This window comes from Xanthomonas sp. NCPPB 3218 (assembly GCF_056725185.1).
In genome coordinates, this window is sequence record NZ_CM161516.1 from 4,897,395 (window position 1) to 4,919,987 (window position 22,593).

The window sequence follows — 22,593 nt, forward strand, 5'->3', positions numbered from 1 at the left end:
TATGCTGCCCTGCAGCGTGATGTTCTGAATTTGGTAGCGCTAACATCGGCCACCGCTGATCGCCCGTCTCCCCCATCGCACCATCGCCGCGCCGCTACCGGCAGCGGCACTCCCTGCGCAGGGGCGATGCGTGGGACATCTGCTCACCTGTTAGGGAAGGGATTACGGTGAAGAACAGCTACGCACAAACCGCGTTGTCCTGCGCGTTGGGGTCCATCCTGCTGGGCATGACCAGTACCACCGCCTGGGCGCAGTCCAGCGACGCCGACAGCGCTGCCGCCACCGCACAACCGCCCACGGCCGCCGCTGCCAGCGGCGATGCGGTGACCCAGCTCGACACCGTCACCGTCTCCGGCTACCGGCGCAGCATCCAGTTTTCCACCGATGCAAAGCGCGACTCGGTGGGCTTTGCCGACACCGTGTTCGCCGAGGACATCGGTAAGTTCCCGGACATGAACATCGCCGAGTCGCTCAACCGCATCCCCGGCGTGCAGCTCTCGCGCGACGTCAATGGCGAGGGCCTCAACATCGCCATCCGCGGCCTGGGCACCAGCTTCACCAAGACCACGCTCAACGGCGCCAGCATTGCCACCGCCTCGATCGGCCTGAACGCGCAGAACCAGAACCGCGAAGTCGATCTGAACCTGTTTCCCACCGAGTTCTTCACCCAGCTCACGGTCAGCAAGACGCCCACCGCCAGCATGCTCGAAGGCGGCGTCTCCGGCGTGGTGGACATGCGCAGCGCGCGTCCGTTCGATCGCCCCGGCGTGCACTTCACCTATCAGGCCCAGGCGGACTGGAACAGCACCAGCGAAAAGACCACCCCGCGCGGCGCCTTCATGGGCAGCTGGACCAACGAGCAAGGCACCTTCGGCGCATTGCTGGGCGTGGCATCGGTGCGCAGCAAGCTGGGCGTGCGCGGCTTCGAAAGCGTGGGCTGGACCAACCCCGGCCTCACCTACACCCAGTGCGGGCTCACCCCGCCTGCCGGCACCCCGGCCACCAATCAACCGGCCGCGTGCAACGTCAATGGCGGCGGCAACTGGCGCATTCCCGACCGCGTGCCGGCCACCGCCGGCAGCGGCCTGACCACCGGCGAGACCATCGATGCGGCCTGGCTGCTGGCGCGCAACCCGGGCCTGAGCATCGACCAGATCAGCGACGCGCTGATTCCGCGGCTGGGCCGCAGCGTCTACATGAATGGCGATCGCGACCGCGATGCCTCGGTGATGTCGCTGGAATGGCGCCCGTCCGACAGCATGCATTTCTACCTGGACACGCTGTATTCGGAAGCCAAGCGCACCACCGAGCGGATCAGCATGAATCTGATCGGCCGCAACGGCAACATGATCCCGCTGGGCATGCAGCTGGACCAGAACAACGTGGTCACCAGCGCCACGTTTGCCAATGCGCAGTACTTCCTGGAAGCGCGCCCGTACCGGGAAGAGGTCAAGTTCTGGAGCGTCAATCCGGGTGCCGAGCTGTTGTTCGGCGAGAACCAGGACATCAAGCTCAACGTGCAGGCCAATGCCACGCGCAGCTGGCTGGAGCGCGAGTCGCCCAGCATCCTGGTCACCTCGCCGTTCACCACCGTCGATTACCGCAACGAAGGCGGCGACCGCCCCTCGATCAGCAGCCCGCTCGATCTCAACGACCCCAATCTGGGCTGGGGCTGGAACGGCGGCCGGGTCAATATCCAGAACGAAAAACGCGTGACCGAAACCCGGGGCGCACGCGCCGACCTGCAGTTCGGCGAAGACAAGCGCAACATCAAGATCGGCGCCGCCTACGACCAGGCCGAGCGCACCATCCGCGGCTTCGACAACAGCATCGCCTGGGAGCAGGTGGTCTGCCGCGGTGGCGGTGGCAATGTCTGCAACGGCGGCCCTGGCTCGGCAATCCCGAACGCGGCGCTGGCCGGCTATCTGCGCCCCGGCCCGGATGGCTTCATCACCGCCGATTTCAACCGCTTCCTGGGCGACACCAATTACTACGCGCTGCGCGATTCCGCGCCGGAGACCAACTCCGCCAATACCGGCGCCTCGGCCGGCGGCATCCGCGAAAAGAACCTGGGCTTCTACATCGAAACCAACGCGGAAACCGAAGTGTGGAACCGCACGCTGCGCTTCAATGCCGGCGTGCGCTACGTGACCACCGACCAGACCATCACCGGCCCGGTCACCATCAACGGCATTCGCCGCGTCCAGGTGCTGGATTCGGACTACAAGGAGACCCTGCCCTCGTTCAACGCCGCCTGGGACGTGGCCGACAACGTGGTGCTGCGGCTATCCAGCTCGCGCACGCTCACCCGCCCCGACCCCAGCGCGATGTTGCCCAACACCAACTTCAGCGACCCCTCCGCGCAGACCGCAACCCAGGGCAATCCGAACCTGGCGCCGTACCTGTCCACCAACGTGGATTTCGGTGGCGAGTGGTACACCGGCGGCGAAGGCTATGTGGGCCTGACGTTGTTCAACAAGCGCATCAGCGGCTTCACCGTCAACGGCGTGCGGCGTATCCCCTTCAACGACCTGGGCGTGCCCTACGACAGCCTGCTGCCGATCCAGCAGGCCGGCCTGGACCAGCGCGGCGGCCCGAATGCGGCCACCGTGGATGTCCAGACCCAGGTCAACGCCGACGGCGTGCTCAACATCCGCGGCACCGAGGCGATCTGGGTGCAGCCGCTGGACCGGCTGGTCGACGGCCTGGGCTTCAGCGTGAACTACACCCATGTCACCCAATCCTCCGAAGGCGAAGGCATTCCGGCAGTGGCGGTCGGCGTCGCACCCAACCTGTGGAACGGCACCGTGTACTGGGAAAAGGACGCCGCCTCGGTGCGCCTGTCCTACACCTGGAACGACGACATGGTGATCTCCGGCGCCAACCAGAACGGCATTCCCTACGCGCGCCTCAACGCCGATGCGCGCGGGCAGCTGGATCTGTCTGCCAGCTACACGCTGGAATCGCTACCGTCCAAGCCGCAGATCACCCTCAACGTCACCAACCTCACCGACGAGCCGCTGCGCACCACCTACGCCTGGCCCAACGCCACCTACGATCTGTACGAGCCCGGGCGCACGGTCATGCTCGGCATCCGCGGTACCTTTTGAGTGCTGTGTTTGCCGGTCGCGATCACCTCCCATCGCGACCGGCAGCCTGGCGCGCGCCGCGGCGTTTTCCGCAGCACTCCCTGAGCCCCGCCCCACCTCATGAACGATCGCTCACAACAGCTCTCCTTGCGCGAAAAGATCGGCTACAGCCTGGGCGACCTGGCCGCCAATCTGATCTTCCAGACCCTGGTGACGTTTCTGGCGTTCTTCTATACCGATGTGTTCCGCATCCCGGCGAGTGTGGCCGCCACCCTGATCTTCGTGGTGGGCATGCTCGGCGCGTTCGTGTTCACGCCCATCATCGGCATCCTGGCCGACCGCACCCGCACGCGCTGGGGCAAGTTCCGCCCGTGGATCCTGTGGACGGCATTGCCGTTCGGTGCCTTGTCGCTGGCCGCGTTCAACACACCCGCACTCGGCGAGCAGGGCAAGATCGCCTACGCCTTCGCCACCTACACGCTGCTGATGCTGGTGTACGTGGCCAACAACCTGCCGTACTCGGCATTGAGCGGCGTGCTCACCGGCAGCATGGAGCAGCGCAATAGCCTGTCGGCGTACCGCTTCCTGGCGGTGACGTTTGCACAGTTCATCATCCAGGTGCTGCTGTTGCCGCTGGTGCTGATCCTGGGCAATGGCGACAAGGCGCAGGGCTTTCGCAACACCATGGCGCTGTTCGCCGCCGTCGGCACGCTGTGCTTTCTGATCACCTTCTTCACCACCCGCGAGCGCGTGCTGCCGATCAGCGAACAACGCAGCAGCGTGCGCCAGGACCTCACCGATCTGGTCCGCAACAAACCCTGGCTGGTGATGCTGTCGCTGACCATCCTGGTCTTCATCAATCTCGCCATGAAGGGCGGGATGTACATCTACTACTTCAAGTACACCCTCGACGCGAACGCATTGACGCTGTTCCTCGACAACGCCGGCTTCAACCGCTTCATCGCTGCAATCAACAGCATGCTCACCGGCGCCGGCCTGAGCGCGCTGCAATGGCCGCAGGACGCACCCACCTCGGCCTTCAGCGTGTTCAGCGCCGGCGGCATCCTGGCGATGATCGTGGGCATCGGCTTCTCCAAGCGGCTGGCCGATCGCTACGGCAAGCGCAACGTGTTCGGCGGCGCGCTGCTGATCTCCACGCTGTTCCTGCTGGCGTTCTACGTGTATCCACCGACTGCGATCGCCTGGGTGTTCGCCTCCTACGTGCTGCACGGCTTCTTCTACGGCATCACCATCCCGCTGCTGTGGGCGATGATCGCCGACGTGGCCGACTACTCGGAATGGAAGAACCACCGCCGCGCTACCGCGATCATTTTCTCGGCGATGTTGTGCGGCCTGAAGATCGGCCTGAGCGTCGGCGGCGCGCTGGTCGCCGGCATCCTGGCGTTCTATGGCTACGATGCCGCCCTGCCGCTGCAAAGCGATGCGGTGACAAACGGCATTCGCCTGGCCATCAGCGTGTATGCGTCCATCCCGTTCCTGCTCGGTACCGCGTTGCTGGCGCTGTACGAGATCGACAAGCCGCTGGAAACCCGCATCGAACACGAGCTGGGCCTGCGCCGACGCAGCGCCGCGCTCGCCACCAGTTGACGCCCTCTTCCTCCCACCTCATGCACAGGTACGCGCATGTCCGATGAACTGCACACCGCTGCACTGCAGGCGCTGGCGCGCACCGCCATTTCCGCACCGCTGGTCACCCACCTCTATACCGCCGACCCTTCCGCGCACGTGTTCGACGGCGCCTTGTACATCTACCCCTCGCACGACATCGATGCCGGCGTTGCCTTCAGCGACGACGGCTCGCACTTCGACATGGCCGACTACCACGTCTTCCGCATGGCCCATCCCGGTGCACCGGTGGAAGACCTGGGGCAAGTGCTGCACGTGCGCGACGTGCCCTGGGCGCAGCGCCAGATGTGGGCACCGGATGCCGCGCAGCGCGACGGCAAGACCTATCTGTATTTTCCCGCCAAGCGGGCCGACGGCCTCTTCCAGATCGGCGTGGCGGTCGGCGATGGCCCGCAAGGCCCGTTCGTCGCAGAACCCGAGCCCATCGCCGGCACCTACTCGATCGACCCGGCGGTATTTGCCGACCACGACGGCGCGCATTACCTGTATTTCGGCGGCATCTGGGGCGGCCAACTGCAGCACTACCGCGACAACGTCTATGCGCCGGACCATCAGGAACCGGGCGACGACGCGCCCGCACTCGGCCCGCGTGTCGCCCGCCTGCGCGAGGACATGACGCAACTGGCCGAACCCACCCGCGAGATCGTCATCCTCGACGAACACGGCACCCCGCTACGCGCCGGCGACCACGCCCGCCGCTTCTTCGAAGGCCCCTGGGTCCACCACCATGCCGGCCGCTATTACCTGTCCTACTCCACCGGCGACACCCACCGCATCTGCTACGCCACCAGCGATACTCCGTACGGGCCATTCGCCTACCAGGGCGTGCTGCTCGCACCGGTGGTCGGCTGGACCACGCATCACTCCATCTGCCTGTTCAACGGCCAGTGGTACCTGTTCTATCACGACGCCGTGCTGTCGGGCGGGCAGACGCATCTGCGCAGCATCAAGATGGCACCGCTGGAACACGACGCGGATGGAAGGATCGCGACGATTCATCCATATGGGGAAGACGCGGTATCGCCCTGGTGAATGCAGTCGGGGACTATCAGCGCGTCATGGCTCGACCGCCGGCGCTGAACGACACGTCCTGCCACCGCTGCGCTTTCAAAGCGCGTCTTTATCCTCGTTGCGGCTGATCGTCGACCCGGCGCTCACCGCTCCGTGATCGCGCGTTTCCTGGCATGCGCAAGGCGTCGGCCTGGCGCTTCAACACCGCCATGACATGTCGAGCGTTACGGTCGTGCCGCTGGCACACCACGCCAGCACTCAGTCCGGAACTGCATCGCATGGGCTTGCATCCGGACGCACAGTAACGCCGTAGGCCTATCTACGGGTTCTTTCTGGTGGAGGTTGCCATGCGAGGTGGTTCAATGCTGTTGTTGCTGACGCTAGCGGTCTACGGGAGTGCCAGTGGAAGCGAGTCGCGTGCCGCCCTGCCCCGCGCAGACAGCGTCGACGTGCCGCGCTTCATGGGCGACTGGTACGTCATCGCGCACATTCCCACCCGGCCCGAGCGCAAGGCCTACGATGCCGTGGAGCGCTATGCGCTGCGGCCGGACGGCCGCATCCAGACCACCTTCACCTACCGCAAGGGCAGCTTCCAGGCACCGCTCAAGTCCATGCATCCGATCGGCCAGGTGGCGAAGGAAGGCAATGGTGCGCTATGGAGCATGCAGTTCTTCTGGCCGTTCAAGGCCGAGTACGTGATCGCCTGGCGGGATTCAGCGTATGCGCAGACCATCGTGGCGCGCAGCAAGCGCGATTACGTCTGGTACATGGCGCGTACTCCGCAGGTCTCCGATGCCGACTATCAGCAGGCTGTCCAACGCATCGCCGCCATGGGCTATGACGTGTCAAAGCTGCGCCGCGTACCGCAGTCACAGCGGTGACGCGGTAAGGGTGCAACGAGCTCAGCGATGCAGTGACTGCATCGCCGGCTCTCGCACACGGGCTGCGTCAGGCGTCCTTGTCATCCACGGAAAACTCCCAGCCGTCATTCAGGCCACCCAGGGGCTTGGCCTCCACGGCCAGCTCTTCCTCGAACGCCGAAATCGCCTTGTACGACGGCACCATGGTCGGATACACCGTCACGTCCATCGGAAACGCGGTGTTTTCCGGATAGTGGCAGCAACGCACCTTTTGCTCGAAGCGCAGCAGCATCACCGAGAACTCCAAGGCCGACTCCTTCGTGGGGAAGACCACGGAGAACGCAATCTCGCGCGGCTTCGACAGGTCCACGCCTTGCTGGGCAATGTGCCAGAGGGTGTCGCCATTATCGTCGTTGGGATACAGGTCCGGATGTCGTTGCATGTGAGCTTCGGTCTTTGGCGGCCGGTTGGCAGAGAGAGAATTCTAGCGCCGGGCTTGTGAAGCCGGTCATTAACTGCGGCCTGAAATTGAATCGTGTCGGAATGCTTCTCGAGCCCACGATTGCTTTGCAATTACGTCATTTCCGCTTTATCAGCTGGCGTATTCGAGCCTCCCATTTAGACCTCCGATGTGAAATGCGTGGATATTAATAACTATACCTTTGCGACACGACATTGATAATCCAAAGAGCACGAGGATTCCAGGCCCGCATCTTGACTCCCCCATGCATCGGTAGCACACTCCTTCACGGAGCGTAGCAACTCCGCAAACAGCGGCACCACCCCCGTCAAGCGGTGGTTTTTTGTGCCTGATGTTCGGGTATATGCTCGGCGTCTCCACGCCGGGAGGGCGGCGAATACAACACCCGCAAGGGAAATAAGCCCGCCGTCTGTTTGCGGTTGCTAACCTCCCGGCATCCCGCCGCACCGTGCGGCGGGAGCCTGTCCGGAGAGTTGAGCATGGAGCAGTCTCTGTTCGGGTATTACCTGCTGCCGGAAAACGCGCAGCTTCGGTTGCTGCAAACGCGCGATCATTTGCGCTTTCTGGCTGCGCTCGCACGCCCCCGCTACGTGTCAAACACCTCAGGCATCAATGAACCTCCCATACCAATGGATGCGTTGGCGTTTTGCTTCGATATGCTGGCGGAGCAGTTGGACGATGTACTATTGCAGACCACGGTGCCTGTCGATATGACAAAGCGACGTGCTTCGTCATAGCATGCGCTTGACTCGAATCAACAGTAGTAATCGCTGCGGCCCTGATCTCGGCCACCTATTGCTGCTTCTACAAGCTATAAGAAATTGGCAGTAGTTGAACATCGTCAAGCAACAAAATTTTTAAGCGGTGCACTTGGCAAACGAAAGGAGCATGCGAAGTGAAATCCAAGGCGAATTTATCGATAGTCGTAGTGCTCATCTGCTTGGCAACGTCTTGTGCAACTGCCAAACCTTCGGCTGAAGAACCTCGAGGAAGAGACATGACCACACACACTGAGCTGACACCCCAAGCCCTGCTGGACCGTCTCTTCTCTTTAATAGAAAATGTCGAAAGTTTTGATGAATTATCGCCATTACTTCTTGAGAAGTATCTAGAAGTTCCATTCACCAAGAGTGCAAGTGAAAATTCTGGTTTTTATACGCTCGATCAACCAGCTCCTTATTCAGGATACGGCATCACGTATAACTTCGACAAGAAATTTACGCAGTACTCCAATGTCACTTTGGAACTTTTACCACCGAGTAGCATTCCTCTTTCAACCACTCCTCCTTGCGAGCTAGCCTTCGAGCAATATGACAGAGCATTAAAAGATGCTGGGTTCAAAGCCGAACTAGGACTCTATAACGAATCTGGATGGATTCTGTCTTTTCAGTACTCACGCAAAAATATACGTGCCCAGATCAATCCATGGCACCCAGCCTCTCCTGAACCTCAACAAGCAAGTGTCAGCTGCGTTAAGTCAATCAGTCTTCACAAGATTGAGGAGTAATGGTCATGGCCGTTCCAAACGCTCAACTGCAATCCGCTTTGACTCGATTTGCAAATCGACCGGATGTAACTCCCGATCAGGAAGCGCAGCTACGCGCAACGGTTGCGGCCGATCCAGACCTTACACAGAGGCTCAATCAAGAAGCTGCCAGGGGTCATCTGAAAGGATTCGAGCCAGGCGTTGGCGGTTCCGAACCGCTGACAGGTTCCTACGATAAGGCATCCGGAATCGTCACTCTCCCGGCGCTTGATCCAGGATCCGCACCGACGGCGAGCTTGCGCGGTTCGCTCCGGCTGCAAGAGATGGGTATGCGTTTCGCAAATAGTTCGTATATGGATGCAAACCAACAAAGCCAGCCTGTAACGCAAGATATGGTCACCAACCTGCAGGCAACAATCAACAGTTCGCCGACGCTGGCGAACGAGATGAAGCGAGCTGTTACGACCATTGACAGTAGCGACCCCCAAAAACGCATGCTGCTGGAAAATTTCGCTCCTCTTAGTGGCACGATTGCAGGGGGGACGTTCAACCCGACCAGTAAAACCATGAGCATTCCACCAGCTACGGTCGGGCAAGCCCAGAGTCAGTTCAATAAATCCAACGCTACTGATCTAACATTTGTTCTTGGTCATGAGACGCAGCATGCCTTCAATCAAGTAAGCATGGCCAACTCATACAAGCAATTTGATGCCGCAGTGAAAGCGATTGCAAAAGATAATAATCCGGTCAACGATTACACGATCCCCGTGGAGAATCTAGTTAAAAGTGCGCGCGACGATGAGGCCAAAGCTCAGATTTCAGGTTGGAACGCATTGATTGATCGGGAGCGGCAAATCAATCCAGCCGTCGATTTGAATGCAATGAGACGTCTCGGAAACGGCCGTGTGGATGACTTTGTTGAAGCCAATCCGAGCAACAGGACGCAGACACAAGCGCGGCCAGGGATTACGTTCAATCAGGACGGCTCACTGCCCATGACGCCTCAGAATGTATCTGCACAAGCGACTTACTACTTCGACAAACAGCCCAGAGGCACGCCAGGACTTCCGCAAAATCAGACAACAGGCATTGGATTCCACGGTGACTCGGACTACCCCAACTACTATGGGGCCGGCGCTGTCAGTCGAGCGATTGCATTCGACAGGGCGTATGCGCATCCAGTGGGTGGGGTTGCTCCGCAAATGCAGCTCGATATGCAACGCTTGCGCTTCAAAGAAGAGCTTTTAGAACATAACGGAATCACGCTGCCCCCAGGTACCACCGCAACACCGCAGATCTATTGGGACACCAGCAGCAATCCGCCAACCCGCGGGCTCTTGCAACACACAAAAGGATCGCACCAGCACATCAGCCCGACTCCCGACATCGACCCTCAACAGCCAGCACTCAACGTTCCCTACAAGACAGGGAGACCAGACGATGAGCTATTGGAGAAGATCCGTAGTGGCGTTCGCGGACTTGATCAACAAGCAGGGAAATCATGGGATGAGAATAGCGACCGCCTAAGCGCAAGTCTGATGCTGATGGCTGCAGAAAAGGGCTTTACAGCAAAAGACGATCTGAAATTTGCATTTAATTCGCCAACCGAAAAAATGGCTGGCGGCGAAATTCTGCACATGTGGCGAGAGGGCCACCAGTCCCCAGATCCCGCTGCGCATCGAGCGCACATGCCGACGCAAGAAGCGCTCTCTGTTCCTGTCGATCAGCGTATGGCACAGGTGGAAGTAGTCCAGCAGACAAAGGCGCAGGAGGTTATGCAGGCTCAACAGCAAGATCGTATACAGACACAATCAACACAAGCTCGGTCAATTTGAATAATCTGGTCGTGGGTTTCCACGCCTGCTGCGGGATAAGTCACTAGACACCAGATTGATACGTCAGTTGAACCAAGGACGCGCCTCATCTCAGCATACTGGTTGATAACTGCACAATGCCAGCTACTTGGCCAGAGCCTGCGTAGCTCACACCTTTGCCTTCCTCTCACCTCACCCACGGGCTGCAGATCTCTCAGGAGGCAGTTGAACTAAAATACATTTAGCTCGCCAATTCCACTCATTTATTCCGATTAGTAGCTTTGGTCACTAGGCGTTAAGAGATTAGTCCATGCTGAATAGCATAAACCTTTCCCTTAGCCGTCAAAATGACGTCCTTATCACTATCCTGAGTTAATAAACCCTGTGATCTAGCTTGATCGACATAAATGTCAAACATGATTCTCGACATCTTTGCTTTTGCAATGAGCTCTGAATAACTGACATGATCCCATGTCTGCTTTTCAAAGATATTTACAACGCACCTAATCACCTGCAGAACGCCATCACCAACGCGATTAGGTGGGGTCTGAGAGGCAGAGACAAAGGGATTACTGGAAACTTGTGGCTTTTCGAATAGCGGGGAATTGTGCAATGTGCGAATTAGCTCATCGAATGAAAACTCAAATTGATCAGGTCGTGAGAAGTCCAAAAAAAACTTTGACTGAAGGAAAACAGGGACTTCATGAGTTCCATTCTGGCGTATCAATGGTATTACTTTGTTAGAGTCTATTTTTTTTAACAAATCAGCTGTGACAATCATTCTCTCGTAGCCGACGCCTCCCACTCCGGAATTTGCCTTGCCAACATAATTATCCGTACAAACCATTAGCACGCGATCGGCAGAATTCATGCCCCGCTCCATGAATAGAGGCAAGTCATCGCCGGGCTTCAAGTCCCATTGATCAAGCATTGCATCTATTCCATTATTTCGAAGCCTAACTGCAAAATCCAATACCCACTTCTTGTGATCCTGTGAGTCGTGCGAATAAGATATAAATGCTTTTGGTATCGCCATTAGGTTTTCCCCAAAATTTCACTGCACCCAAATCAAATTCATCAACTGCGGATCGGCCGTCACCTTGACCAGCTTGCCGCTAGGGCCGAACTGCACCTGGTACTCGGAGAAGCTGTCGCGCCAGTAGCGCCACAGCGAGGCGTCCAGATTCGGGTTTTCGCTGCTGATCGGGTAGCCGACCGCCATCAGCACCTGTTCGCGGGTCATGCCGCCGGTGAGCTTGCCGTCATTGATGGCCTGGCGGATCTTGGGCGGGAAGGTGGCCAGCTTGAGCTTGGGGTCGGCGGTGACGACATAGCGGGCGGCGAAGGCGGTGTTGTCCAGGTCGCGGCTGTAATCGTTGCCGATGGACTGCTTTTCGCCGGCGATCTTGAGGTTGACGCGGTTGCGGCCGAAGCCGGTGACGCTGACCGGGGTGCCTACGGGAAGCATTCGCTTGCCGTCTTCGGCGTAGTTGCTGTCGCTGATCCAGCTGCCGTCGGTGCGCAGGTTGCAGCACAAAAAGCCGTCGTACTTGGCGACGTCGGCGGCGCTGGCCAGGTTGGCGGCGGTGAGCAGGCTCAGGGCCAGCAGGGAAGAACGCAAACGCATCGTAAAGACTCCTTTCTCGACGGCCATGGCCGCGCGGCAATGATGGGATCAGGCGCGCCGCCGTTTCCCCAACGGCGCGCAGGCATTGTCGCAGCCCCGGACGGCTTGGCAAGCACGGGTGACGCGGCCGGCCCGTGGTTGTGTATGCTCGGAGCCGTGGAAACTCTCTCACCCGCCGAGATCGCCGAGCAGATCGCCGAGTTGCGACGCGCCCACCGCGCGTTGGACGAGGAGATCCAGCGCGTGCCCGCCAACATGGAGGACGAGTTGCAGATGAAGCGCCTGAAGAAGCGCAAGCTGCATCTCAAGGACTGCATCACGCGGCTGGAAATGGAGCTGGTGCCTGACGAGCCGGCGTGAGGTTGGTGCGTGCGGCCGCCTGGGTCTGCTTTGCGGCAGTGGATATCAAGGTCGCGGTGACAGGCAGTTGAGTCAGTTGGTGACGCAGGCAGGGGTTTGTCCGCATGGCGCCGGCTCGAGCTGAGGCGTGTCGCGTTGGTCGCTTGGGCCACACCCTCACCCCAATCCCGCTGCGCGCCCCAGCCCACGTCTTGCGACGCGGGCGCTCCAAGGCACGCGCGCCAGTGGCGCGCAAGCGGTGCGGCTTCGCCCCGAGGGGAGAGGGGCTTGATATACCGGTCTTGGAGAATTGTCGATCTCTTCGGCCGATCTGGGCAACGGATCCGGGCGCTTGTTCGCGTCAGCGGACGTGCAAGCGCCTCACCGCTTTTGCGCGTCAGGCGCCGACTGTCGTAAGACGACCCGGGCCGCCGTCCTCAGCCTGCGCGCAGCAGGATCTTGCCACGGCGGCCCGGTTCGGCGCTTGCCGCGGCCGCCTTGGCTGCATCTTCCAGATCGAATACCGCTTCCACCGGCAGAGCCAGGCTGCCATCGACGGCGGCCTTGAGCAGTTCGCCGATCATGCGGCGCTTGTCCTCGGGCTTGGTGGCGGCCATGACCTTGCTGCCCCAGAAGCCGCGCACGCTGGCCTGCTTGAAGATCACATCGCCGCTGGAAATCTGCAGCGGCTCGCCGGTCATCGAGCCGAACGAGATCAGCTCGCCGCCCTCGGCAAGCAGCCCCATCAGGTCGCCGGCCGCGCTGCCGGCGACAGAGTCGATTGCGCGCACGATCGGCGCCTCGCCGACCAGCGCGCGCACGCTGTCCTGCCAGCCCTCCCGGGCGGTGGAGACCGCGTTGCCAATGCCCAGGGCCTGCAGCTCGTCCACGCCGGCGTTGCGGCGCACCAGATTGACCACGTTGATGCCGCGCGCGGCGGCGAGCATGGCGACGGTCTTGCCGACCGCACCATTGGCGGTGTTCTGCACAATCCAGTCACCCTTTTCGACCTGCAGGAACTCGATCAGCATCAGCGCGCTCAGCGGCATGGCGATCAACTGGCAACCGCGGTCGTCGTCCAGCGCGTCGGGCAGCGGCACCACGCCGGACGCGTCGGCCAGGAAAAACTCCGCCCAGCTCTCGTGCACGCCGGCGGCGACCACGCGCTGGCCGGTCTGCAGGCCCTGGACGCCTTCGCCGAGGGCGTCGATCACGCCGGCCGCCTCGCTGCCGCCGATTGCGGGAAGCTCCGGCTTGTAGCCGTAATTGCCGCGCACCGTCCACAGGTCGTGGTTGTGGATGGGCGAGCGACGCATGGCGATGCGCACCTGGCCCTTGCCGGGCTGCGGAGTAGGCCGTTGACCGAGTTCGAGCACCTTGGCCGGGTCGCCGAATTGGGTGTGGATGGCTGCGCGCATGGAAGTCTCCTGTCGGGCACGCCAGTGATCCAACGCACCCGATCGTGATGAAAGGTGGCGCGATGCTATCGGCACGGCTGCAAGAGGCGGATGAAACGAACGGAACTGTTGTGTGAAGTTGCGCGCGTTGGTGGAGGACGCCTGGTGTGACTCTGGCCTACTACAGCGCCGGGGGTCGCGTGCTGACCGACCCGCATCCGCCCTTCGGGCACCTTCTCCCGGTGGGAGAAGGGAAGCATGGTGCGCATCTGCGCTTTCCTGCGGGTGCGCTGCCATTGCCCGGCATCACCTACCGCAGGGAGACGCTGGCGTTTGTAGTGCCGCCTTACTCGACCGGCGGCAGCACCACGTCCGGCTTGACCGCCTCGGGGCTGACCCGCTCGATGGTATGGCGCAATTCGCGGCCAAGGATGAACTTGGCGTCCTTGGCCCAGGCATCCAGGCGCTCGTCGAACAGCAGCTTGCTGTTCTCGTCCGGCCACACCAGGCGCAGCTCGCGCAGTTTCTGGATGAAGCTGCGGAACAGGGTCTTGTCGAAGAACTCCGGGGCGGCCGGGGCATACAACAGGCTCAGGCGTTGCGCGGCCTGCTGGCACAGGCTTTCCAGTTCACCGGCACCGAGCACGCCGGGGCCGTTCTTCACCAGCACCGAGATGGCGATGTAATAGCGCTCGAAGGCCTGCTGCAGCGAATGGCCGATCGCACGCAGGCGGAACACCTCGTCGGTCTGCCCGGTATTGCGGGTAAGGATGCCGCCATCGTCATCGGTGACGTTGAGCAGCAGGCCTTCGCGCACGAACATGTCGATGGTCTGCTCGATACGCTCGGCAAAGCGGTCCTCGCTCCACGGCAGGAACAACTCCGCCTGCAGGAACGGGTACACGGTGCGCCCCAGGCGCAACAGACCGGCACGGCTCATGCGGCGGTTGTTCTGGAAGCAGCACGCCACCCACGAGGAGGCGGTGAACAGGTGCAGCACGTTGTTGCGGAAGTAGCTCAGCAACACCGCAGTGTCGCCGCTGACGCTCAGCACATCGCCCAGCGGATGCGACACGCGCGTGAGCACGTTGATCTCTTCGGCGTGGGTGATGATGCGCGCCGGGGTGTGCGGGGTGACGGTGACACGGTCCGAATACGGCATCTCCGCCAGCAGCTTCTTGCACAGCTCGATCTGCGCGATCAGGTCGGCCTCGCCCATCGCGTGCTTGGGCGTGGACAGCAGCGCCAGCGCCAGCAGGTTGATCGGATTGACGTCGGCGGCGCAGTTGATGCGGGTCTGGATCTGGGTGGACAGCGTGTCCACCGCCGGTGCCAGCCAGGTGGGCTTTTCGTCGTCGGGCAGCGGTTGGCCGTCCCAGTCGGGCGCGTGCTTGGCCAGCACGTCGTTGAGCGCGATCGGCTCGCCGAAGTTCACCACCACCTGGCCGTAGTTCTGCTTGAGCACCTTGGGAATGGACCACAGCAGGCCCCAGATGGATTCCTTCTCCTTGGGCCGGCCGGTGAGCTCGTCAAGGTAGCTGTTGCCTTCCATCAGCTTTTCGTAGCCGATGTAGACCGGCTGGAACAGCACCGGCTTGCGCGGCTGGCGCAGGTAGGCGCGCAGCGTCATCGCGATCATGCCGCCCTTGGGCTGCAGCAGGCGCCCGGTGCGCGAGCGCCCGCCTTCGACGAAGTATTCGATCGAGTAACCGCCGGCCACTAGCTGGGCGACGTACTCGCTGAGCACCGCCGAATACAGCGCATTGCCCTTGATCGAGCGGCGGATGAAGAACGCGCCGCCCTTGCGCAGCAGCGTGCCGACCACCGGCAGGTTGAGGTTGATGCCGGCCACGATGTGCGGCGGCACGATGCCGCGTTCGTACAGCAGGTAGCTCAGCAGCAGGTAATCCATGTGGCTGCGGTGGCTGGGCACATAGACCACCTCGTGCCCGGGCGCGGCCTGCTTGAGCTTGTCCAGGTGATGCACCAGCACACCGGCGTAGATGCGGTTCCACACGTGGGTGAGCAGGAAGCTGGCCGAGCGCACCACCGGGCTGGAATAGTCGGCGGCGATTTCCCAGGCGTAGGCATGCGCCTTGCGCCAGGCATCGACCGGCTTGGAGTTGTCGCGCTTGGCCTGGGTGGCGATGGCTTCGCGTACCGAATCGGCGGCCAGCACCTGGTCCACCAGCAGGCGGCGGGTGGACAGGTCCGGCCCGATCACCGCCTCGCGGATGCGGCGGAAATGCGTGCGCAACACGCGCTGCAGCTTGCGCAGGGTGCGCTCGGGCGGCAGGCCCTCGGCCATGGTCTGGCGCAGCGAGATCGGCGGAGCGAAGCGCACGATGGTGGTGCGGCCGTTGAGCAGCACCGCCAGCAGGCGCCGGAAGCGGCCGACCAGCGCCCAGTTTTCCGAGAACAGCACCGCAAACCAGCCGCTCTGCTTGTCCGGCGCGCGGCCGACGAAGATCGACACCGGCACCAGATGCACGTCCAGGTCGGCGCGCACGCGATGCGCCTGCAGCAGCTTGGCCAGCGAATCCGAATGGGTCTTGCCGCCGCGCTGCTCGGGGATCAGCGAATTGCTGCTGCTGCGCCGCGACAGCGCCAGGTAGGCGCGCTTGCGCTGCAGCGGGTCGCCCGGCAGCGGCACCAGTGGCGAGGGCAGCCCGGCCTCGCGGCAGGCCTTGTCCAGGATCAGCGCGCTGGACAGGCCGTAGTCCTCCAGCACGTAGACCACCGGCGTGCCGTCGTCGTAGCGGCTCGGCTGATCCGGTTCGATGGTCAGGCTCAGCCAGGGGTCGGCCAGGCGGCCGAGCAGGCGCGCCCACCACGGGCGTTTGGCGCTGCGGGCAGCGGCGACGGCGGGCGCGATCGACGGCGCAGCGTCCGGCGGAACCGGAACGGCGGTCGGCAAGGCGGCGGCCGTGGCACCGAGATCGGCAGCAGCGCTGGGCGGGACGGGCTGGCCGTCCGGGAACGGCAGGGGATTCTGTTCTGGCATCACGGTCATTATCGCCCAGCCGGGCGTTGCCCGGTGGCGGCGGGCGTGGCGGGCGCGGCCGCCGGGGTGTCAGGCGTTGCAGCGGCGTCGGGTGCGGGCGCCGCCGGCGCAGCGCCGAGCAGCGCCTGCACCTCGTCCTGGGTCTGCTGCTGGTACCAGTGGCCGTCGCGCTTGATCAGGCCGATGCTCAGGTCGATGTCGTGCGCGGCCAGCGGATAGCGCAGCCGCACCTGGGCGCGGTCGCCGTCCTGCCTGATCAAGCCGGTGCGCAGCGCATCCAGGCTGCTGTCCAGCGACAGGCCGTAACGCTCCAGCACCTGCTTGGCCGCGGCCCAGAACGGCCCGAGCCGGCGCAGGCTCTCTTCCATCCCCAAGCGCTGCAGATCGGCGTCCGAGCCGATGCCGGTGGCGCGGGCGGCGGTCACCAGGTCGGCGATGCTGGCCTTGGCGCGCGCGCGATCGGCCAGCGGCGCGGTGGCCGCCCAGGCGCTCAGGGCATCGACCAGCTGCACGTAATGGGCGCGCTGCTCGGGCTGGTAGTCGCTGCGGCTGCGCAGGTATTGCACGCCGAACTGGCCCAGCGACTGCGCGGCCTGGCGGATGCCCTGCGACTGGCCGGCCAGCTGTGCATCGAAGGCCTGCTGCAGCTGGCGCTCGGCGCCGGGGGCCGACAAAGTGCCGAGCAGGCTGCCGACCTCGTTGGGCAGCGGTAGCTCGGTCAGCGGCCAACGGCTGGCGCCGCTGCGCCAGGCCGCCTCCAGCTGGGTGTATTGCGCAGGTGTGACCCGGATCCGCGCATAGGCGACCAGGTCGTTGCGTCGCAAGGGCAGGGTCATCGACTGCATCGCTGCGGCTGGCTCGGCGCTGGCGCCCGGCAAGGCGGCGGTCTTGTCGGCGCGCTGGCAGCTGCCCAGGCACAGCGCTGCCAGCAGCACCCACGCGATGGACTGGAACCGGCCGGCGCGGACGGTAAATGGCGACATGCGCACGCTGTTCCCCTGATCGATCGGCGCATCTTGCTGTCTGAACGCACTGGCGGCAAGGCGCGCGACAACCGTGCGCCCGGGTACGGTACGGAAACGTTAGATTTTCGTAGTTCCATGCATGTTGTCGCCTAGTGTCCGACATTGACTGCCGTTGTCCTTCCCGGACAAACTTGTCCAGGGGATGCCGCCAAGCCCTTGTGCCACCTGCGTTTGGCCCAATGGTGCAGCGCATCATGTAAGCGCTTGCAGTTCCTGCTAGCGTGCGCGCCATCTCGCTCTGAGGTCGCCATCGGTTGGGGCCGATGTCATTCATGTGCATGTGTGACACGAACGTTCTGCGCCAGCGGACCGTGCGACCCTTCCCGGCGTGCGGCGGCAGCCGCGTTGTCCTGGAGGTTTTGCCATGAGTCGGCCACGCTCCGAAGGCGGTAGCGTCACCATCAAGGACGTCGCGCGCGAAGCGCAGGTGTCGGTGGCAACGGTCTCGCGCACCATGAATGGGCACCAGCATGTGGCCGAGTCGGTGCGCGAGCGCGTGCTGCAGGTGGCCCGTGCGCTGCATTACATCCCGCACCACGCCGCGCGCAGCCTCAGCAGCCGGCGCACCCATACCATCGGGGTGGTGTTGCCGGACCTGCATGGCGAGTTCTTTTCCGAACTGATCCGCGGCATCGACCAGGTGGCGCGCGAGCAGGGCTACCACCTGCTGGTGTCCAGCTCGCACGGCGACCCGCAGGCGCAGCGCAAGGCGCTGGAACGCCTGCCCGGGCGCGTGGACGGGGTGGTGGTGATGTCGCCCTCGCTGGGCGACTCCGGCGTGCACGAGGACGCCCTGCCCGGCGGCCTGCCGGCGGTGCTGCTCAACTGCGCCGGCGCGGCCAGCCAGCGCCCGGTGCTCAACGTGGACAACTACGGCGGCGCGCGGACGATGACGCGGCACCTGCGCGACAGCGGCCACCGCCGCATCGCCTTCATCGCCGGGCCGGCCGACAACTTCGATGCGCACGAGCGTCTGCGCGGCTACCGCGACGAGCTGGCGCTGGATGCCGACGTGCAGCCGTGGGTGCTGCCGGGCAACTTCGACGAAGAGTCCGGCTACCGCGCCGGCCAGACGCTGGCACAGGGCGCGCGCCCGGATGCGGTATTCGCGGCCAACGACATGATGGCGCTGGGCTGCCTGTTCGCGCTCGGCCATGCCGGGCTGAAGGTGCCGCAGGACATCGCGCTGGCCGGCTTCGACGACGTGCCGATGGCGCGCTACGTGCTGCCGGCGCTGACCACCATGCGGGTGGATATCGCCGGGCTGGGCGCGCGGGCATTGCAGTTGCTGCTGGGCCAGCAACTGGTCGATGCGCCCGCCCCGCCCGCCGATGCCGCCCCCCCGGCGTTTTCCGAGATGGTTCCCGAACTGATCGTGCGCGCGTCCAGCGCGCCGCGGGCGGCGCCTCCCACCTGAAACGCGCCACCACGCTTTGCCGAACGTGTGTTGCTTGCAGTCCTTTGCCGTTGTTGCCAGCTGTCCCGCTTGACGCAGTACCGACGCGCCAGCCACTCCGCTGGTTCGCGCTTTACCCCTGGGAGGGGGAAAGTCATGAAGAATTACCGCACCGTCTCCACCCTGCCCGCGCGCAGCCTGTTGTGCTGCGCCCTTGCCGCCTCGTTGCTGGCCAGCACCCCGGCCATGGCCCAGTCCAGCAATGCGACCTTGCGCGGCCAGGTTGCGGCAGCACAGGCCGGCACCACCGTGACTGCGACCAATGTCGCCAGCGGTGCCGTCCGACGCGTGCCCACCGGTGCCGACGGCAGCTACGCGCTGGTTGGCCTGCCCCCGGGCACCTACAAGGTGGATGCCGGCCCCGGCAGCGAGCAGACCGTGACCCTGTCGGTGGCCTCGTCGGTCACCTTGAACCTGGGCGGCAGCGCAGCCCCGGCGCCTGCCGGCGATGCCACCACGCTGGATGCGGTGCAGGTCACCGCCACCACGCTGCAGGAGGTCAAGACCTCCGAAGTGGGCACCAACGTGTCGCTGAAGCAGATCAGCACCGTGCCGCAGCTGACGCGCAACTTCCTGGAGTTCGCCGACACCGTGCCGGGCATGCAGTTCGAGACCAACTCCAACGGCAACAGCCAGATCCGCGGCGGCGCGCAGGGCAGCTCGGCGGTGAACGTTTACATCGACGGCGTCGGCCAGAAGAGCTACCTGTTCGGCGGCGTGTCCGGGCAGGAGCAGAGCGCGGGCAACCCGTTCCCGCAGCTGGCCATCGGCGAGTACAAGGTCATCACCTCCAACTACAAGGCCGAGTTCGACCAGGTCGGTTCGGCGGCGATCGTGGCCTCGACCAAGTCCGGCGGCAATGAGTTCCACGGCGAGATCTTCGGGCGCACCAGCAACACCGATTTCCGCGCGCGTCAGCCCGACGAACGCGCCGGCGCGCCCAACTCCGATGGCAGCAAGCGCAAGACCCACCAGGACGAATACGGCTTTGCGCTGAGCGGGCCGATCGTGCAGGACAAGGCGCATTTCTTCTTCAGCTACGAAGGCAAGGGCTTCGAGGTCTCGGCCAATCCGGTGGCCGTGCCCGATCGCTTCAGCGCGCTCAGCGACGACCTGCCCGCCGGCGTGCAGAGCCGGCTCGGCTCGGTCACCCGCCCGTTCAACGAAGACCTGTACTTCGGCAAGGTCGACTGGGACATCGGCGAGAACGACCGCCTCGAGCTCACCGGCAAGTACCGCGACGAGGAAAGCCGCGACAGCGTCGGCGGCCAGACCACCGCGATCGCCTCCAAGATCAACCTCAACACCGAAAAGCGCTTCGACCTGCGCTGGCAGCATTACGGCGAGCGCTACGTCAACGAAGCGCGCGTGTCCTATGAGGACGTGCTGTTCAATCCCACCGCCTATACCGTGGGCAGCCAGAGCGTGTACACGCGCGGCATCGCCGAAGACGACGTGCTGCTCAACGACGGTGCCACCAGTGGCCTGGCGATCCAGCGCAAGGGCCAGAAGGGCCCCAGCTTCCAGAACGACCTGACCTTCAACAATCTGGAGTGGCACGGCAACCACGTCATCAAGATGGGCGTGAAGTACAAGGAAGTGGAGCTGACCCAGAGCGAGAACTCTGCGGCCAACCCGTCGTTCTACTACGCGGTGGGCGATGGCGCGGGCACCTCGGCCATTCCCTACCAAGTGCGCTTCAACCTGCCGTTCGCCGGTGCCGCACCGTCGGTGACCACCACCAGCAAGCAGCTGGGCCTGTACATCCAGGACGATTGGGACGTCAACGACAAGCTGCAGTTGAATATCGGCGTGCGCTGGGATGGCGAAAAGATTCCCTCGTACCTGGACAACGTGACCCCGCCGGAAGTGGTGGCGGCCTTGAACGGCCCCGGCACCGATCCGGCCGTGAGCGCCACCTACGCCGAGCAGCTGGCCAAGGGCGGGGTGGACATCAACGACTACATCAGCAACGGCCGCAATCGCAAACAGGACAACAACAACTTCGCACCGCGCCTGGGCTTTTCCTACGACTTCCGTGGCGACGAGTCGCTGGTGCTGTTCGGCGGTGCCGGCCGCAGCTACGACCGCAACCTGTTCGACGTGATGGGCCTGGAGCAGATCAAATCCGCGCTGGCGCAGTACACGATCCGCTTTGCCGGACCCACCAACTGCGTCCCGGCGCCGGGTACCTGCACCGCCTTCGATCCGACCTATGTGAGCAATCCCGACAGCCTGGCCAACCTGGTCGATGCGCGCGTGCGCAACGGCGAAATCGACCTGCTCAACAACGATCTGAAGACGCCGTATGCCGACCAGTATTCGCTGGGCCTGCGCACCCAGCTGGGCGACTGGAACACCTCGGCCACGCTGTCGTACATCCACAGCAAGGACGGTTTCATCTTCACCCTGGGCAACCGCTATGCCAACGGCGATTTCTTCCAGAACGGCAACCAGGCGTTCGGCCAGACACCCCGCGGCTTCGGCAACCTGATCATCGGCAACAACGGCGTGGAGACCAAGACCGGCCAGTTGCTGCTGTCGGCAGACAAGCCCTATACGCAGGAGAGCGGCTGGGGCCTGACTGCGGCCTACACCTTCTCGCGTGCGCGCGGCAATCGCGGCAACGACGATCGCTACGGATTCGATGCGGCCACCATTGCCGACTACCCGTTCCTGGATCTCAATGCGGTGCCGCGCCACCGCCTGGTGCTTACCGGCATCTACGACCTGTTCTGGGGCATCAGCGGCTCGGCCAAGCTGACCCTGGCCACGGTGCCGCCGCGCAACGAGGCGATCTCCTACGACCAGTACGGCGGCCCGAGTTCGGACAACATCCGCGTGGTCTCGGTGGATGCGCCCGGCGGCAAGTTCATCGCCGGCGGCGACATCTTCGGCACCCGCCAGCTGGACCTGTCGTTGTCCAAGGACATGCACATCACCGATGCGGTGACGGTGCAGGTGCGCGGCGATCTGATCAATGCGCTGAACTTCCGCAACTACGATCAGTACAGCATCGACTGGGGCAGTGCCGGCGTGTACGACCCGCGCGTGAGCATCAACCAGTACGGCGCGATGTCCACTCCGCCACGGACCTTGTTCATGAGCGCACGCATCATCTGGTAACGGCTGCGTTGGCGGCTCCGGCGTCTCGGCGCCGGTACCGCACCCGCTGCCTAACTGGTAACGGCTGCGTTGGCGGCTCCGGCGTCTCGGCGCCGGTACCGCACCCGCTGCCTAAGCTGCATCGGCCCCACGGCAATGGGGAGGGGCCGGCCGCAGGCTTGTTGCATCGTCCCGATTGAGGTGTGTTGCTGCGGCGCGACGCGCGATGCGCGCGATGCCGCAGACGCCACG

At 63.4% G+C, this 22,593-nt stretch carries 16 protein-coding genes; 10 read left to right on the top strand and 6 right to left on the bottom strand.

The features are described from left to right. Nucleotides 1-167 precede the first annotated feature (167 nt). The 4 genes from AC1PLS_RS20580 to AC1PLS_RS20595 all read left to right on the top strand — a co-directional run bounded on the left by AC1PLS_RS20580 (nucleotide 168) and on the right by AC1PLS_RS20595 (nucleotide 6,628). A complete protein-coding gene (locus tag AC1PLS_RS20580; RefSeq protein WP_167709955.1) occupies nucleotides 168-3,110 on the top strand; it encodes a TonB-dependent receptor in 2,943 nt (980 codons plus the stop codon). Nucleotides 3,111-3,209: 99 nt separating this feature from the next. Next, on the top strand, nucleotides 3,210-4,697 hold the full coding sequence (locus AC1PLS_RS20585) for an MFS transporter (RefSeq protein WP_184435117.1): 1,488 nt from the start codon (nucleotides 3,210-3,212) through the stop codon (nucleotides 4,695-4,697). 36 nt (nucleotides 4,698-4,733) lie between these two features. After that, nucleotides 4,734-5,768 (top strand): glycoside hydrolase family 43 protein, encoded by a 1,035-nt coding sequence (locus AC1PLS_RS20590; protein WP_481104006.1) that lies wholly within the window; start codon nucleotides 4,734-4,736, stop codon nucleotides 5,766-5,768. Between the two features lie 326 nt (nucleotides 5,769-6,094). Then, nucleotides 6,095-6,628, top strand: coding sequence for a lipocalin family protein (locus AC1PLS_RS20595; protein ID WP_104596771.1), 534 nt, complete (start codon nucleotides 6,095-6,097; stop codon nucleotides 6,626-6,628). Between the two features lie 67 nt (nucleotides 6,629-6,695). Here AC1PLS_RS20595 and AC1PLS_RS20600 read toward each other — a convergent pair whose 3' ends face one another. Further along, nucleotides 6,696-7,049: a ribonuclease E inhibitor RraB gene (locus AC1PLS_RS20600; RefSeq protein ID WP_104571171.1), complete on the bottom strand. Its 354-nt coding sequence runs from the start codon at nucleotides 7,047-7,049 to the stop codon at nucleotides 6,696-6,698. A gap of 518 nt (nucleotides 7,050-7,567) precedes the next feature. Here AC1PLS_RS20600 and AC1PLS_RS20605 point away from each other — a divergent pair. The 3 genes from AC1PLS_RS20605 (at nucleotide 7,568) to AC1PLS_RS20615 (ending at nucleotide 10,409) form a co-directional block, all read left to right on the top strand. Next, the gene (locus AC1PLS_RS20605; RefSeq protein WP_104555688.1) at nucleotides 7,568-7,825 is read left to right on the top strand and encodes an XAC0095 family protein; all 258 of its coding nucleotides are present in this window, start codon (nucleotides 7,568-7,570) and stop codon (nucleotides 7,823-7,825) included. 158 nt (nucleotides 7,826-7,983) lie between these two features. Then, nucleotides 7,984-8,595: a hypothetical protein gene (locus AC1PLS_RS20610; protein WP_481104007.1), complete on the top strand. Its 612-nt coding sequence runs from the start codon at nucleotides 7,984-7,986 to the stop codon at nucleotides 8,593-8,595. Nucleotides 8,596-8,600: 5 nt separating this feature from the next. Further along, nucleotides 8,601-10,409 carry an XVIPCD domain-containing protein gene (locus AC1PLS_RS20615; protein ID WP_481104008.1) on the top strand — a complete coding sequence of 603 codons (1,809 nt, stop codon included), beginning with the start codon at nucleotides 8,601-8,603 and terminating at the stop codon, nucleotides 10,407-10,409. A gap of 274 nt (nucleotides 10,410-10,683) precedes the next feature. Here AC1PLS_RS20615 and AC1PLS_RS20620 read toward each other — a convergent pair whose 3' ends face one another. Together AC1PLS_RS20620 and AC1PLS_RS20625 are read right to left on the bottom strand one after the other, a co-directional pair. After that, complete coding sequence (locus AC1PLS_RS20620) at nucleotides 10,684-11,424, bottom strand: toll/interleukin-1 receptor domain-containing protein (protein WP_481104009.1); 741 nt, start codon at nucleotides 11,422-11,424, stop codon at nucleotides 10,684-10,686. A gap of 18 nt (nucleotides 11,425-11,442) precedes the next feature. Further along, the gene (locus AC1PLS_RS20625) at nucleotides 11,443-12,015 is read right to left on the bottom strand and encodes a hypothetical protein (RefSeq protein WP_104555616.1); all 573 of its coding nucleotides are present in this window, start codon (nucleotides 12,013-12,015) and stop codon (nucleotides 11,443-11,445) included. A 156-nt stretch (nucleotides 12,016-12,171) separates the two neighbouring features. Here AC1PLS_RS20625 and AC1PLS_RS20630 point away from each other — a divergent pair, with 156 nt between their 5' ends. Beyond that, complete coding sequence (locus AC1PLS_RS20630) at nucleotides 12,172-12,375, top strand: YdcH family protein (RefSeq protein WP_039513143.1); 204 nt, start codon at nucleotides 12,172-12,174, stop codon at nucleotides 12,373-12,375. A gap of 416 nt (nucleotides 12,376-12,791) precedes the next feature. On the opposite strand, the gene AC1PLS_RS20635 is transcribed toward AC1PLS_RS20630, so the two are convergent. From AC1PLS_RS20635 to AC1PLS_RS20645, 3 genes are all read right to left on the bottom strand, one after another. Beyond that, complete coding sequence (locus AC1PLS_RS20635) at nucleotides 12,792-13,772, bottom strand: zinc-binding dehydrogenase (protein WP_481104010.1); 981 nt, start codon at nucleotides 13,770-13,772, stop codon at nucleotides 12,792-12,794. A 325-nt stretch (nucleotides 13,773-14,097) separates the two neighbouring features. Then, nucleotides 14,098-16,764: a glycerol-3-phosphate 1-O-acyltransferase PlsB gene (gene plsB, locus AC1PLS_RS20640; protein WP_481104011.1), complete on the bottom strand. Its 2,667-nt coding sequence runs from the start codon at nucleotides 16,762-16,764 to the stop codon at nucleotides 14,098-14,100. After that, nucleotides 16,764-17,738, bottom strand: coding sequence for a hypothetical protein (locus AC1PLS_RS20645; protein WP_481104012.1), 975 nt, complete (start codon nucleotides 17,736-17,738; stop codon nucleotides 16,764-16,766). The genes plsB and AC1PLS_RS20645 overlap by 1 nt, the downstream gene beginning before the upstream one ends. A 406-nt stretch (nucleotides 17,739-18,144) precedes the next feature. On the opposite strand from AC1PLS_RS20645, the gene AC1PLS_RS20650 reads away from it, so the two are divergent. Continuing rightward, nucleotides 18,145-19,197 carry a LacI family DNA-binding transcriptional regulator gene (locus AC1PLS_RS20650; protein WP_166769503.1) on the top strand — a complete coding sequence of 351 codons (1,053 nt, stop codon included), beginning with the start codon at nucleotides 18,145-18,147 and terminating at the stop codon, nucleotides 19,195-19,197. Between the two features lie 135 nt (nucleotides 19,198-19,332). Continuing rightward, a complete protein-coding gene (locus AC1PLS_RS20655; protein ID WP_481104013.1) occupies nucleotides 19,333-22,362 on the top strand; it encodes a TonB-dependent receptor in 3,030 nt (1,009 codons plus the stop codon). Nucleotides 22,363-22,593: the final 231 nt, after the last annotated feature.

Bases quoted from the DNA above. Each gene is read 5' to 3' on its own strand.
- AC1PLS_RS20600 (WP_104571171.1), bottom strand. From the start codon at position 7,049: ATGCAACGACATCCGGACCTGTATCCCAACGACGATAATGGCGACACC.
- AC1PLS_RS20590 (WP_481104006.1), top strand. From the start codon at position 4,734: ATGTCCGATGAACTGCACACCGCTGCACTGCAGGCGCTGGCGCGCACC.
- AC1PLS_RS20655 (WP_481104013.1), top strand. From the start codon at position 19,333: ATGAAGAATTACCGCACCGTCTCCACCCTGCCCGCGCGCAGCCTGTTG.
- AC1PLS_RS20620 (WP_481104009.1), bottom strand. From the start codon at position 11,424: ATGGCGATACCAAAAGCATTTATATCTTATTCGCACGACTCACAGGAT.
- AC1PLS_RS20615 (WP_481104008.1), top strand. From the start codon at position 8,601: ATGGCCGTTCCAAACGCTCAACTGCAATCCGCTTTGACTCGATTTGCA.
- AC1PLS_RS20650 (WP_166769503.1), top strand. From the start codon at position 18,145: ATGAGTCGGCCACGCTCCGAAGGCGGTAGCGTCACCATCAAGGACGTC.
- AC1PLS_RS20635 (WP_481104010.1), bottom strand. From the start codon at position 13,772: ATGCGCGCAGCCATCCACACCCAATTCGGCGACCCGGCCAAGGTGCTC.
- AC1PLS_RS20645 (WP_481104012.1), bottom strand. From the start codon at position 17,738: ATGTCGCCATTTACCGTCCGCGCCGGCCGGTTCCAGTCCATCGCGTGG.
- AC1PLS_RS20595 (WP_104596771.1), top strand. From the start codon at position 6,095: ATGCGAGGTGGTTCAATGCTGTTGTTGCTGACGCTAGCGGTCTACGGG.
- AC1PLS_RS20585 (WP_184435117.1), top strand. From the start codon at position 3,210: ATGAACGATCGCTCACAACAGCTCTCCTTGCGCGAAAAGATCGGCTAC.
- AC1PLS_RS20625 (WP_104555616.1), bottom strand. From the start codon at position 12,015: ATGCGTTTGCGTTCTTCCCTGCTGGCCCTGAGCCTGCTCACCGCCGCC.
- plsB (WP_481104011.1), bottom strand. From the start codon at position 16,764: ATGACCGTGATGCCAGAACAGAATCCCCTGCCGTTCCCGGACGGCCAG.
- AC1PLS_RS20605 (WP_104555688.1), top strand. From the start codon at position 7,568: ATGGAGCAGTCTCTGTTCGGGTATTACCTGCTGCCGGAAAACGCGCAG.